This is a genomic window from Arthrobacter sp. zg-Y238 (assembly GCF_024385525.1).
GTDB classification, from domain to species: Bacteria; Actinomycetota; Actinomycetes; order Actinomycetales; family Micrococcaceae; genus Arthrobacter_B; species Arthrobacter_B jinronghuae.
On record NZ_JANFLU010000010.1, the window covers coordinates 41,548 to 54,475 of the forward strand.

Sequence of the window (12,928 nt, forward strand, 5' to 3'; positions counted from 1 at the left end):
GATTCCCCGGTGCCCCTGCCCCCGATACGGGTGCCTGCGGTCTTCTCCGGTATCCTCGGAAGGCGCACATGGTGCGCCTGCACTGTGGATCCTCCGGTGCCGATGAGCGTAAAGGCCCCAATGAGCACCCCTGAACTAAGCCCGGAAGAAATCCAGACAGCCCTCAAGGTCCTGGCTTCCATCCATGTCCTGGATGAAGAAAACCCCGACTACGTCGCGGTCCGGCGGGCCACCGCCAAGATGTTCAAGTCCGTGAAGAAGCACCGGAAGACCGAAAAGCGCTCCGCTATCGCAGAGGCGGACCGCGCCGTCGTCGCCCTCACCGCCACCGGCGCCGCTGACCGGATTGATGATGAAACCCGCGGGGCGCAGCTCACCACCGCCGCGCACGGACCGTCCGCCGGCACGCTGCTCAAGCCGCGCAACTGCTACATCTGCAAGCAGCCCTACACCGTGGTGGATGCCTTCTACCACCAGCTCTGCCCCGAATGCGCCGGCTTCAGCCACACCAAGCGGGATGCCCGCACCGACCTGACCGGCAAGCGGGCACTGCTGACCGGCGGCCGCGCAAAGATCGGCATGTACATCGCCCTGCGGCTGCTGCGCGACGGCGCGCACACCACCATCACCACCCGCTTCCCGAAAGACGCGGCACGCCGTTTCGCCGCGATGGAAGACTCGGCGGACTGGCTGCACCGGCTGCGTATTGTCGGCATCGACCTGCGCGACCCGGCCCAGGTCATCTCGCTGGCCGAATCTGTGGCGGAGGCAGGCCCCCTGGACATCCTGATCAACAACGCCGCCCAGACCGTCCGGCGTTCCTCCAACGCCTACCGGCCGCTGACCGACGCCGAACTGGCGCCGCTGCCGGATGGTCCCATGCCCGAGCTGGTGACCTTCGGCCACACCTACGACGCGCACCCCACGGCGCTGGCCGGATCAGTCGCCGCGCACCCGGTCCTGGCGGCCGACGCCGTCACAGCCCTGGCGCTCACCGCCGGCTCTTCCTCACTGGCGCGGATGGAGGCCGGAACGGCGATCGACGCCGGCGGGCTGGTGCCGGACACGGCGCCCATTAACAGCTGGACGCAGGTGGTGGACCAGGTGGACCCGCTGGAGATGCTCGAGGTGCAGCTGTGCAACGTCACGGCGCCGTTCCTGCTGGTCAACCGGCTCCGCCCCGCCATGGCGGCGTCCTCGGCGCGGCGGAAGTACATTGTGAACGTCTCGGCCATGGAAGGTCAGTTCTCCCGCCGCTACAAGGGACCCGGGCATCCGCACACCAACATGGCCAAGGCAGCGCTGAACATGCTTACCCGCACCAGTGCCGAGGAAATGCTGGAAACGGACGGGATCCTCATGACGGCGGTGGACACCGGCTGGATCACCGATGAGCGTCCGCACCCCACCAAGGTGCGCCTGGCGGAGGAAGGCTTCCACGCCCCGCTGGACCTGGTCGACGGCGCTGCCCGCGTCTATGACCCGATTGTCATGGGTGAAAACGGCGAGGACCAGTACGGCGTCTTCCTCAAGGACTACAAGCCCTCCCCCTGGTAGGACTTCCGTCCCGTCGTCGTGAGCTCCGGCCGACGACGGCGGGCGGACAGCCGCTGCACCGCCTTGCCGATCTCGGAGACCACCAGGACGGTGGCGCCGACGGCGAAGCAGAGGAACCACTGCGCCGAGGTCAGCGGCACCGTGTCAAAGATCCCCGCGAAGAAGCTCAACTGAACCACCAGGATCTGCAGCACCACCACAGCCACGAGGGAAACCCAGATGGCGCGGTTGGTGAAGGTCCGCAGGGTGAAGATGCTGCCGGTTTCGGAGCGGACGTTCAACAGGTTGAACACCTGGTAGAACACGAAGGTGGTAAACGCCATGGTGGTGGCGAAGTTGGTGCTGCCGGCGCTTTCGGGGAACCACCGCGGCGCATTGACCAGGACGGTACAGGTACCCACCGCCATCACGATGCCGAGCATTGTCAGCACGGCAATCCGCCTGCCCGTCAGCAGGGGCTCGGTGGCCGGCCGCGGCGGCCGTTTCATCACCTCCGGATCGGTCCGGTCCACGCCAAGCGCCAGGGCCGGCGGGCCGTCCATGATGATGTTCACCCAGAGGATCTGCAGTGCGGTGAAGGGCGCCCCTCCGGCGAAGCCGAAGGTTGCCGCTGCAAGGAAGATCAGCACGAAGCCCCAGGCAGTGGTCAGCTGGAACCGGACGAATTTCAGGATGTTGTCGTAGATGCCGCGGCCCTCTTCGACAGCCGCCACAATAGTGGCGAAGTTGTCGTCGGTGAGGATCATCTTGGCCGCGCCCTTGGACACGTCGGTGCCGGTGATGCCCATGGCAATCCCGATGTCGGCGCGTTTCAGCGCCGGAGCGTCATTCACGCCGTCGCCGGTCATGGCCACGATGTAGCCGTCCGCCTGAAGCGCCTCCACGATCCGGATCTTGTGTTCGGGAGAAACCCGGGCCAGCACCCCCAGCTGCGGCGCCTGCCTGCGCAGCTCAGTGTCATCCATGACATCGAGCGCGGTGCCGGCTGCGGCCCTGCCCTCGATCCCGAGGTCCCTGGCAATCGCCGAGGCCGTGATCAGATGGTCCCCGGTGATCATGTGCACGTCGATTCCGGCGGCCCGCGCCCGGGCAATGGCTTCGGCTGCCTCCTGCCGCGGCGGATCCAGGATCCCGACGACGGCGTACAGCACCAGGCTCGCTGCCTCGGCAAACAGTGCACCCGGGCTGGCCGGCAGGGGTGCGTCGAGCACCCGCCCCGCCACGGCCATGGTCCGAAGGCCTGCATTGGCCAGGGACTCCACGTCGCGGGAAATGCGTGCGCGTTCTTCGGCGTCCAGCGGGACCAGGCCGTCCGGGGTCTGCAGGAACGCGGTCCGGTCCAGGACGACGCCGGGCGCCCCCTTGACGTTGCAGTGCACGGGGGCTCCGGCGTCGTCGTCGCGGTTGAACGTGGCCATGAACTTGTAGTCGGAGTCGAACGGAACTTCCGCGACGCGCCGGTGGGTGGCCCGGGCGCCGGCGACGTCGATCCCGCCCTTTTCCGCCAGGACCACGAGGGAGCCCTCGGTCGGGTCGCCGGTCAGCCTGCCGTCCTCGACCGAGGCGTCGTTGCACAGCGCCATGGCCATGTATGCCTCCGGGGGCAGGGGGGCGGCCTCCCCGTCGGGGCTGAGGATCTTTCCGTCCGTGGAGTAGCCGTTCCCGGTCACCCGGAACCTGCGGCCCGCGGGCGAGTACAACCGCCGCACCGTCATTTCATTGAGGGTGAGCGTGCCGGTCTTGTCCGTGCAGATCTGTGACGTGCTGCCGAGGGTCTCCACGGCTGCGAGCTGCTTGATGATGGCCCCGCGCGCGGCGAGCCGGGAGGCACCCATGGCGAGGGTGAAGGCAACGACGGCGGTCAGCCCCTCGGGAATGGTGGCCACGGCCAGCGAGACGGCGGTCAGGAACAGGTCTTCCCAGCTGTCCCCGCGCAGCAGCCCCAGCACGAACACGAGGGCGACGACGGCGAAGGCGATGTAGGTCAGGACCCGCGCAAGCTGGTCGATGCTGCGCTGCAGGGTGGTTTTTTCCTCGCGGGTGCTCCCCAGCAGATGCGCAATGGTGCCGATCTGGGTGTCCATGCCGGTCCCCGTCACCAGCAGCACGCCGCGGCCGCGGGTCACATCGGTGTCCATGAACAGCAGGTTGACCCGGTCGGCCACCGGAAGCTGAGGATCTAAAAGCGGGGCGGCTGCCTTGTTGGTGGGCTTGGACTCGCCGGTGAGTGCCGCCTCGGCCACCTGCAGGCGCACCGCCTCCAGCAGCCGTCCGTCCGCCGGCACGCTGTCCCCGGCCTCCAGCAGCACGACGTCGCCGGGCACCAGGTCCGTGCGCTCCACGGTCACCGGGTTGCCGGACCGGAGCGCCCGGCAATTGTCCACCGACGCGTTGCGCAGGGCCTCCAGGCTGTTCTCGGCCCGTTGCTCCTGCACATAGTTCAGGGTGGTATTGAGGATGATGACCAGCAGGATCACCACCGGGGTTTCCCACTCCTGGGAGACAACGGCACTGACAACCGCGGCGATGATCAGGACGATGGTCAGCCGGTCCGAGAGCAGCGCAAGGATCTTCCGCCACACCGGTACTTTTTTACCCTCGGCGAGCTGGTTCGGCCCGTAGCGGTCCAGCCGGTTCCGGACTTCGCCGGCGTCGAGCCCGGCATCCGGGTTCGTGTCCAGCGCCGAGGCCACCTCTTCCGCGGGGAATAGCCACGGGGACTCCAGGACCTGCTGCTGCATGGAAACGCTTGGGACGCTTCCACTGTTGCCTTGCGAACTCATGGGTGCTTCCCGGTTCCTTGAGGATGGTGCCCTAATGGTAGCAACGCAGGCCGCGGCAGCAGTATGCCTACTGCGGGCCAGCCCGCGCCGGAGACACCGAAAGCCGGAGCGCGTTGGATGCGCTTTGGATAACTGACGCGACTGCGGCAGGGTGTAGACGTGCCAGAATCCCCCGCAGCCTCCTCCCCCGCACCGTCCTCCCGATGGGACCGCCTGCGCGGCACTGTCCCCGGACTGCTGACCGCGGCTGCCGCCGTCGTCGCGTCCTTCCTCGTACATCTGCTCCTGCCCGCGGTACCTGTCCTGACGGCTGCGGTGGTGCTGGGCCTGTTGGCGGCGAATGTACCCGGTAGTGCGGCCATGGCCGCCGGTGCCTGGAAACCGGGACTGGCCCTGGCTGCGCGGAAGTTCCTGCGCCTTGGAATTGTGCTGCTGGGGCTGAAGGTTTCGCTGGTCGACATCGCCGGACTGGGGTGGACAGCGCTGCTCCTGATCGTGGCGCTGGTGCTGGCGGCCTTTGCGGGCACGTACGGCATCTGCCGGTTGTTTCGCCTTCCAGGGGATGAACCGGTGCTGATCGCCGCCGGCTTCTCCATCTGCGGTGTTTCCGCCATCGGGGCGATGGCCGCAGTCCGCAGGACCCGCACCGAAGAAACGGTGGTGCCGGTCGCCCTGGTGACGCTTTGCGGCACGCTGGCCATTGCAGTGCTGCCGCTGGCCGGCAGGATGCTGGGCCTGCCGGCGGAAGTCTTTGGTTCCTGGGCCGGGGCGTCGGTGCACGACGTCGGGCAGGTGGTCGCCACCGCGCAGACCGCCGGTACAGCGGCGCTGGCGGCCGCCGTCGTCGTGAAGCTGGCGCGCGTAGTGCTGCTGGCACCGATGACCGCAGCCGCCGGGCTGCGGGCCCGGCGCGCGCAGCTTCCGCTGCAAGGCAAACGCCCTCCGCTGGTCCCTTTGTTTGTCCTGGGCTTCCTCGCGCTGATCCTGGTCCGTACCTGGGGCGTGCTGCCCGGGGCGGCGCTGGAAACCGCCGCCGTCCTGCAGGAGCTGCTCTTCGCCGCGGCGTTGTTTGCGCTGGGGGCCGGTGTCCGGGTGAGGGCGCTCTTCGCGTCCGGTGTCCGTGCGGCGGCAGCGGCGTTGACGTCGTGGGCCCTGATATCCGGCCTGGGCCTAGCCGCGGCGTTGCTGCTGGCCGGATAGTGGGACCAGGGTGCCGTCAGGGTAGCAACCAGCCCCTGCCCACCCAACTCCCCTGCCCACCCACCCACCCACCAAGGACTTGTGAGCCATGTCCGGAGAAGGAGTTGCGCAACACACGGTAGATGGCGCCCAACGGCGTCATGCCGCGCCGTTGCGAATCCGCCCGCAGCTCGCGAACTTGCCGGCTGCCGCCGGTCTGGTGCTGTGCGGGTTGATCCTGTGGGCCCTGCTGACCAACGTGGTGTTCCCGCACTACGGTGCTTCGCAGTACCGCACCGGGTGGGCACTGCTGGCCGCGGCAGTGGTACCGGGGCTGATGGCCGGGCTGTATTGGCTGCTGCGGAGAACCGCGGCGGCAGCTGCGCGGCACCGCCCCTGGACGTACCTGCCGTGGGCAGGGGTGTGGGCGCTGCTGCTGTGGATCCAGATGCGGGTGGCCTACGCCGTCCGGCTTCCCCCGGACTGGGATGCGTATGCCGTCGCCGATGCCGCCGCCGGGCTGGCAGGAAAAACGATTGACTCCGTGCCTCCCTATTTCGAGACCAACCCGAACAACCTGCTCCTGATGCTGCTGATAGCGGCGTACTACGAGCTGGCGCTCTCGCTCGGTTTTCAGGACCTGGGAATGATTACGGCATTCCTTAACGGGTCGGTGCTCTTCGCCGGGACGGTGCTGACGTATTGCGCGGTACGCATGTTGGGCGGCCGGATCGCCGCCGCCGTTTCGCTGGTGCCGACGACGGTCTTCCTGGTTCTATCGCCGTGGGCGGGAGTGCTCTACTCGGACACGGTCGGTGTTCTGTTCACCGTCCTGATCCTCTGCCTGCTCTTGGTATCCCGGCGCTCGGCCAGGCTTACCGTCCGTGTGCCGCTGTGGATCCTTGCGGGTGCGGTGGCCGCGGTGGGCTACGGGATCAAACCCACCGTGCTGATCTGTCTGGTGGCTGCCGGCATCACGGCGGTATGCCTGCTCGCCGGGCGGAAGGACACCCTGGTCCTGCTGCTCGCCGTGGTTATTGTCGGCGGGAGCTTCTTCATCGGTAACCGGCTGATTGCGGGCTTTGAGCAACGGAGCCCGGTGATTGCGTTCGACGTCCAAGACAATCCCCACGCGATGAACATGGGCCATTTCCTGAAGGTCGGCGCGCGCTCTACGGAGGGACCTCACGGGCCCTACTACGGGGCGTACAACGAGGATGATTACCAGAGTACGGTTGCCATCACCGGTGAAGAGGAGAAATTCCGCCAGGGCGTGCAGGCCTACCAGAACCGGGTGTCCGCCATGGGACCGGGCGGTTACGTTGCCTTCCTCCACCATAAGCTGGCATGGATTACGGGAGACGGATCCTTCTTTTCCTTTGGCGAGGGACGGATGACCGGGGAGAATTTCCTTTCATCGCGCCCCGCGGACCAAGGCATCCAGGACCTGTTCGGCAATACCCGTCCGAACTTTCAATGGATGCTCTCCATCTGGCAGGGAACCTGGTTCGCGATCCTTGCCCTCGTGTCCGTGCCGTTGTTCCTGCGGACGCCGCGCCTCCTGCGCCCGGAGCTGTCGGCAATGCGGATTGCACTGTTCGGATTGCTCCTGTTCCTTTTGCTCTTCGAGGCGCGTGCCCGGTTCCTCTATCTCTACGCACCGTATTTCATAGTGCTGGCCTCATTGTCCTTCTCCGCGGTGATGGAACGATTGCCCGGCAGCGGTTCGGAGCCGCGTAGGGGTCCGGTTACGGCGACCGTCGCATCGGACGGCACCGCCGGCGCCCGCAGAAGTGATTGAATGAACAGGTGCCTAACCAGAACCTGAGCCGTGACGAAGCCGCTCTGCGGTCCCGCCTGCTGTCCGTGACCTCCTACGATGTCCATCTGGACCTGGGCAATGCCCAGGACCAGGACGCCGCAGGCTTCCGGTCCCGAAGCACCATAACCTTCGGCTGTTCAGAGCCCGGTGCCGAGACGTTCCTGGACTTCATCCACGGCGGGGTGTCCTCGGTTGTCCTGAACGGGGCCGAACTGGACCTGGCAGACGTTGTGGGCTCCTCCCGGATCCGCCTGCCCGGCCTGCAGCGGCAAAACACCGTCACCGTCGACGGCACGGCCCTCTACAGCCGGAGCGGCGAGGGCCTGCACCGCTTCCGCGACCCGGCGGACGGGCAGATCTACCTCTACACGCAGTACGAGCCCGCCGACGCGCGGCGCGTATTTGCCGATTTTGAGCAGCCGGACCTGAAGGCGTCCTTCAGTTTCACGGTGACGGCGCCGAGTGGCTGGGAGGTGGCTTCCAACGGCGTCGAAACGCAGCGGACACCGCTGGGTGACGGCGCCCTGAGCCGTTGGGAGTTCGCTGCCACCCAGCGCATCTCCACCTACATCACCACGGTCCTCGCCGGGCCGTACCACCGCGCCGACGACGAGTGGTCGACCCGGCTCGACGACGGCACCGACCTTCGCGTTCCGCTGGCGGCGTACTGCCGTTCCTCCCTGGCCGAGTACTTCGACGCGGAAAACATCTTCGCGGTCACTAAACGGGGCCTGGACTACTTCCACCGCCTCTTTGCCTTCCCGTATCCCTTCGGGAAATACGATTCCGCCTTTGTCCCCGAGTACAACCTCGGCGCCATGGAGAATCCCGGACTGGTGACCTTCACCGAGGCATACGTGTTCCGCTCCAGGGCCACGGAGGCGCAGTACGAGGCGCGCGCCAACACCATCCTGCACGAGATGGCGCACATGTGGTTCGGCGACCTGGTGACCATGAAGTGGTGGGACGACCTGTGGCTCAAGGAGTCCTTCGCGGACTACATGGGGGCCCTGGCCGTGGACCGTGCCACCGACTTCACCAACTCCTGGGTGAGCTTCGCGAACCGGCGCAAGGCCTGGGCCTACGTCCAGGACCAGCTGCCCACCACGCACCCCATCGTGGCGGACATCCCCGATCTGGAGGCCGCGAAGCAGAACTTCGACGGCATCACGTATGCCAAGGGCGCCTCGGTGCTCAAGCAACTGGTGGCCTACGTTGGGTTCGATGCCTTTATCGAGGCTGCCCGGGGGTACTTCCGTGCCCATGCCTTCGGCAACACCACGCTCGCGGACCTCCTCAGTGCCCTGGAAACGGCGTCCGGCAGGGACATGGCGCTGTGGTCCAGCCGCTGGCTCCAGACCGCCGGCGTTCCGGTCCTGGTCCCGGAGACCGAAACCGACGACGCCGGTGCCTACACTTCCGTGGTTATCCGGCAGAATGCTCCGGATCCGGTCAGCGGCGAACAGGTCCCCCGGCCGCACCGGCTCCGCGTCGGACTGTACGATTTCGACGCCGCCGGAGCCCTGGTCCGCATTGACAGCGTGGAACTGGACGTCGCCGGTGCACGGACGGAGGTACCTGAACTGCTCGGCAGGCAGCGTCCTGCCCTTCTGCTGCTCAATGACGAGGACCTTACCTACGCCAAGATCCGTTTCGACGACGCGTCACTGGGCACGCTGCTGGAGTCCCTGCACCGGCTCACCGATCCCCTGGCCCGGGCCATCACGCTTTCAGCGCTGTGGAACAGCGTCCGTGACGGGGTCCTCAGTGCCAAGGACTATGTACGGCTGGTCCAGCGGGTGGCGCCGCAGGAAAGCGGTGCCGGCGTACTGCAGGTACTGCTGGACAATGCCCTCAGTGCCATTGAGTATTACGCACCGACGTCGCGGCGGGACGGACTGCGCGAGGAGTTCTACGCACACATTGCCGAGCAGTTGAAGACGGCGGCACCGGGCAGCGACCGGCAGATCATCTGGGCCCGGGCCGCCGCAGGGGCCGGGCGGCGCAGCAGCACCTACAACCGGCTGCTGCGCGGACTGCTGGACGGCAGCGCCGGCGTCGAGGGCCTGGCAGTGGATTCCGATCTTCGCTGGCGCCTGTGGGTTGCACTCGCAGCCACCGATTCCGCCACCCGCGCGGAACTGGACGCCGAACTGGAACGGGACACCACGGCGTCGGGACGGGTGGGCCACACGACCGCAGCGGCTGCCTTCCCGGATCCAGAGGTGAAGGCTGCGGCCTGGCAGGCGGCAGTCCATTCCGATCGCCTCTCCAACGAGCTGCTCTCGGCCACGATCACCGGGTTCGGCCTGGGCAGCCACGAGTTGCTGGACGGATACGTGGAGGACTATTTCGCCTCCCTCACCGAGGTCTGGTCCGCACGCAGCATCGAGCTGGCCTCCCGCGTGGTCGGCGGGCTCTACCCCGGGCACCAGGATGCAGCGCCGGGCATGGCACCGGCCGACCATCCCGTAGTGCAGAAATCGGTCGAATGGCTGGAGCTTCATCCCGGCGCGCCGGGCGCCCTGCGGCGGATCATCATCGAGCAGCAGGACCAGCTGCTTCGGTCCCTGCGCGTCCAGGCGGCCGGACTGTAGGTCCGGGGAGGCACCAGGCCCGGCGTCAGGCCAGCTGCGGCTTGGCGACGGTGAGGAGGATGGCCGAGTCTTCCAGGGCCGCGACGGAGTGCCGCGCCTGCGGAACAATCAGCAGGTCTCCCGCGGCGCCGTCCCAGGTGTTGCCCTCCGCGGCCAGGGCAACCCGGCCCTTGAGGACATAGACCGTGGCCTCGCCCGGATTCTCATGCTCGTCCATAACAAACCCGGCCCGGAGGGCAATCACGGTCTGCCGCAGCACGTGCTCGTGTCCGCCGTAGACAGTGGAGGCGCTGCGTCCGCTGGCCGCCTGCCGTGAGGATTCCATGTGTTGGCGGGCGAGGGCGGTCAGCGACTTTTTCTCCATCTCCGCAGTCTAGGCCTACGGACCGCCGCCGGGGTAGCGGACGGTCCGCAGGCCGGCGGGTTAGGGGACGCGGCTCAGCCACTCCGGGGTGTTGAACTTTTCGGCTACCTTCTGCTCCGCTAGGGCGAGCTCCTCGTCGGAGATCGACGCCTCGACTGCGCCGTAACGCGTGGCGAAGGTGTCCATCATGGTTGCAATGATGTCTTCGCGGGAAAGCCCGGTCTGCCGCTTAAGCGGATCCACCCGCTTCTTGGCGCTCGTAGTGCCCTTGTCGGAGAGCTTTTCCTTGCCGATGCGCAGCACCTCCACCATCTTGTCCGCGTCGATGTTGTAGGACATGGTGACGTGGTGCAGCATCCCGCCGCTGCTGAAGCGTTTCTGTGCGGCACCGCCGATCTTGCCCTGGTCCGTGGCCATGTCGTTCAGCGGCACGTACCAGGCGGAGATTCCGAGCTTCTTGAGGGATTCCATCACCCAGGCGTCCAGGAAGGGGTAGGAATCCGCGAAGCTGAGCCCGTCCACCAGGGACTGGGGAACGTAAAGGGAGTAGGTGATGGCGTTGCCGTGCTCCATGAACATGGCACCGCCGCCGGTGATGCGCCGGACTACGGTGACACCGTGCCGTTCCGCTCCCTCCGGATCCACCTCGTTCTTCAGGGACTGGAAGCTGCCGATCACCACGGAGGGCGACTCCCATTCCCAGAACCGGAGGGTGGGATTGCGCTTACCCGTGCCCACTTCCTCCGCCAGGACCTCGTCCATGGCTACGTGCATATGTGTGGACAGCGGGGTGGGCGGGATGATCTCCCACTGGTGGTCGCCCCAGCCGGTGGCCTTGCCGAGGGCGCGGCGTACGGTGGTGGCGACGGCTTCGGGCGAGAAACCGAAGAGGACCGTATCCGGGGACAACCGGGAGCGGACGGCTGCGGCAATATCGCCGAACGACGTCTCGGCAGGCAGGCCCTCAAGGGCGGCATTGATATCCCCGAGTGCTTCATCGGGTTCCAGGAAGAAATCGCCGCCAAGGGAAACGTCGGCCAGCTTGCCGTCACGGACTTCCAGGTCCGCTACAACGAGTTTGCCGCCGGGAACTTTGTATTCCCCGTGCCGGCGTCCAGTGTTATCCGTGCTTGCCATCAAGACTCCTTAGCTCCGAACCGCTCTGCCGGGACCGGACGGGCCCCCGTTACAGGGAAAGGCCCGCCGGGCTGATGCCGGCGGACCTTTCTCTAAGTACTGCTGTATTTCCGTGCTGGCTACTTCTTCGCGCCGAAGCCCTTGAAGCGGGCGTTGAAGCGCTCCACGCGGCCGGCGGAGTCCATGATGCGCTGCTTGCCCGTGTAGAACGGGTGCGATGCGGAGGAGATTTCCACCTCGATGAGCGGGTACGTGTTTCCGTCTTCCCACTCGATCGTCTTGGAGGAGGTGGCGGTGGAGGCCGTCAGGAAAGCGGTGTCGGACGCGAGGTCACGGAAGACAACCGGAGCATACTTGGGGTGGATATCAGACTTCACAGTTTTACCTTCTTTTGGTGCCTGGATTTTGCCAGGCACAGTGTGGTTGAAAGCTTTATCGGCCGTACATTCGGCCAGCAACCCATACTAGCGCATTTCCCGGACCCGGAGGAAACCCTTCGGCTCTCGTCTCAAGAGAGCGGGTGGGTGCCCCACTGGGCGTTGACGGCGGTGATCTTCGAGGTGATGCCCTGGTTAAGGCCGGTGATTTCAATCTGTACGGGGCGGTAAAAATCATCCAGGCACAGTGAAAAGGAACCGGCCGGAAGCACCGCGGATGAGCCTGCCGGAAGTCCGGTGCCGTTTCCGGGCTGCTGCGCCTCGCCCGTGTCGAAGCTCCCGCTGATCTGCGTGCAGGGCTTCCCGTCGAGCACTACCCCGTACCGGACGGTGACCTCTTCCGCCGGTGCAAGCAGTGCGGCCACTCTCTCCGGCCGGACGGTCAACTCGGCGGCATCGGCAAGGATCGCCGCGTAGGCCTCTTCAGCCGTTCCTTCCCGGTCCGCGGAAATGTCCTGGTTCTCCTTGTGCAGCACCCGCTGCCCCTCGCGGATGGTGATTGAGAGGTCCGCTTCCGTGTCCTGCAGGGTCATGGCGAAGTCGGGGCCGGTGGCGAACCGGACGCTGTACGTGCCGGCCGGGAGCCAGCTGGTGTCTGTCCGAAGGGTCTGGACGCCGCCTCCGCCCGCGGCCATGGCGGCGGAGACGCAGGCCCCCGCTTCGGCCCCGGACGCAGGCTCCGGATCCCGGCGAAGGAGCCACTGGCAGGCATCCTGGACCGGCTGCGGCATACCAACCTGGCTGCCGGTGACACCCACCTGCGTCGGCGGAGCGGTGGTTTCGGGAACGGGCGACGGCGGCCGGGTGGGATAGGGGGTGCGGGACGGCTCTGCGGCAACGGTGCCGGACGGCGCCGCTGAAGCCGATGTTTCCCGTTCCTGCAGTTGACCGGCGGTGGGGCCGCAGGCCGAAACGGTCAGCAGCAATCCGGCGCACAGCACCAGGACCTTGCCTGGCCGGGTGCTTGCACGGGATTCCATGGCAGCTCCGCTGGTCTCCTCGAAGGGTGGATGACTGCGCACAGTCTGGCACCTGAGGGACTGCAGGGTAAG

Annotated in this window: 9 protein-coding genes; 4 read left to right on the forward strand and 5 right to left on the reverse strand. The window is 66.7% G+C overall.

Annotation, left to right across the window (positions count from 1 at the left end):
- Positions 1 to 120: 120 nt before the first annotated feature.
- Positions 121 to 1,557: an SDR family oxidoreductase gene (locus NNX38_RS09130; protein ID WP_255797706.1), complete on the forward strand. Its 1,437-nt coding sequence runs from the start codon at positions 121 to 123 to the stop codon at positions 1,555 to 1,557.
- Here NNX38_RS09130 and NNX38_RS09135 read toward each other — a convergent pair.
- Positions 1,536 to 4,340, reverse strand: coding sequence for a cation-translocating P-type ATPase (locus NNX38_RS09135; RefSeq protein ID WP_255797707.1), 2,805 nt, complete (start codon positions 4,338 to 4,340; stop codon positions 1,536 to 1,538). The genes NNX38_RS09130 and NNX38_RS09135 overlap by 22 nt on opposite strands.
- A 159-nt stretch (positions 4,341 to 4,499) precedes the next feature.
- Between NNX38_RS09135 and NNX38_RS09140 the strand changes: the two genes are divergently transcribed.
- The 3 genes from NNX38_RS09140 to pepN all read left to right on the forward strand — a co-directional run bounded on the left by NNX38_RS09140 (position 4,500) and on the right by pepN (position 9,938).
- Complete coding sequence (locus NNX38_RS09140; protein WP_370646408.1) at positions 4,500 to 5,540, forward strand: YeiH family protein; 1,041 nt, start codon at positions 4,500 to 4,502, stop codon at positions 5,538 to 5,540.
- A gap of 88 nt (positions 5,541 to 5,628) precedes the next feature.
- Positions 5,629 to 7,320 (forward strand): hypothetical protein, encoded by a 1,692-nt coding sequence (locus NNX38_RS09145; RefSeq protein ID WP_255797708.1) that lies wholly within the window; start codon positions 5,629 to 5,631, stop codon positions 7,318 to 7,320.
- 8 nt (positions 7,321 to 7,328) lie between these two features.
- Entirely contained in the window at positions 7,329 to 9,938 is a 2,610-nt protein-coding gene (pepN, locus tag NNX38_RS09150) for an aminopeptidase N (protein ID WP_255797709.1), read from the forward strand.
- Between the two features lie 25 nt (positions 9,939 to 9,963).
- Here the strand turns inward: pepN and NNX38_RS09155 are convergent, their stop codons facing one another.
- The 4 genes from NNX38_RS09155 to NNX38_RS09170 all read right to left on the reverse strand — a co-directional run bounded on the left by NNX38_RS09155 (position 9,964) and on the right by NNX38_RS09170 (position 12,898).
- Entirely contained in the window at positions 9,964 to 10,302 is a 339-nt protein-coding gene (locus tag NNX38_RS09155; RefSeq protein WP_229951922.1) for a cupin domain-containing protein, read from the reverse strand.
- Positions 10,303 to 10,362: 60 nt separating this feature from the next.
- Positions 10,363 to 11,439, reverse strand: a complete 1,077-nt coding sequence (locus tag NNX38_RS09160) for a biotin/lipoate A/B protein ligase family protein (RefSeq protein WP_255797710.1) — start codon at positions 11,437 to 11,439, stop codon at positions 10,363 to 10,365.
- Positions 11,440 to 11,558: 119 nt separating this feature from the next.
- Positions 11,559 to 11,816, reverse strand: a complete 258-nt coding sequence (locus NNX38_RS09165; protein WP_146361982.1) for a type B 50S ribosomal protein L31 — start codon at positions 11,814 to 11,816, stop codon at positions 11,559 to 11,561.
- A gap of 131 nt (positions 11,817 to 11,947) precedes the next feature.
- Positions 11,948 to 12,898, reverse strand: coding sequence for a hypothetical protein (locus tag NNX38_RS09170; RefSeq protein WP_255797711.1), 951 nt, complete (start codon positions 12,896 to 12,898; stop codon positions 11,948 to 11,950).
- Between the last annotated feature and the right edge of the window lie 30 nt (positions 12,899 to 12,928).

Excerpts from the sequence above, each read along its gene's own strand:
- NNX38_RS09130 (WP_255797706.1), top strand. The coding sequence starts at position 121 with ATGAGCACCCCTGAACTAAGCCCGGAAGAAATCCAGACAGCCCTCAAG.
- NNX38_RS09135 (WP_255797707.1), bottom strand. The coding sequence starts at position 4,340 with ATGAGTTCGCAAGGCAACAGTGGAAGCGTCCCAAGCGTTTCCATGCAG.
- NNX38_RS09145 (WP_255797708.1), top strand. The coding sequence starts at position 5,629 with ATGTCCGGAGAAGGAGTTGCGCAACACACGGTAGATGGCGCCCAACGG.
- NNX38_RS09155 (WP_229951922.1), bottom strand. The coding sequence starts at position 10,302 with ATGGAGAAAAAGTCGCTGACCGCCCTCGCCCGCCAACACATGGAATCC.
- NNX38_RS09160 (WP_255797710.1), bottom strand. The coding sequence starts at position 11,439 with ATGGCAAGCACGGATAACACTGGACGCCGGCACGGGGAATACAAAGTT.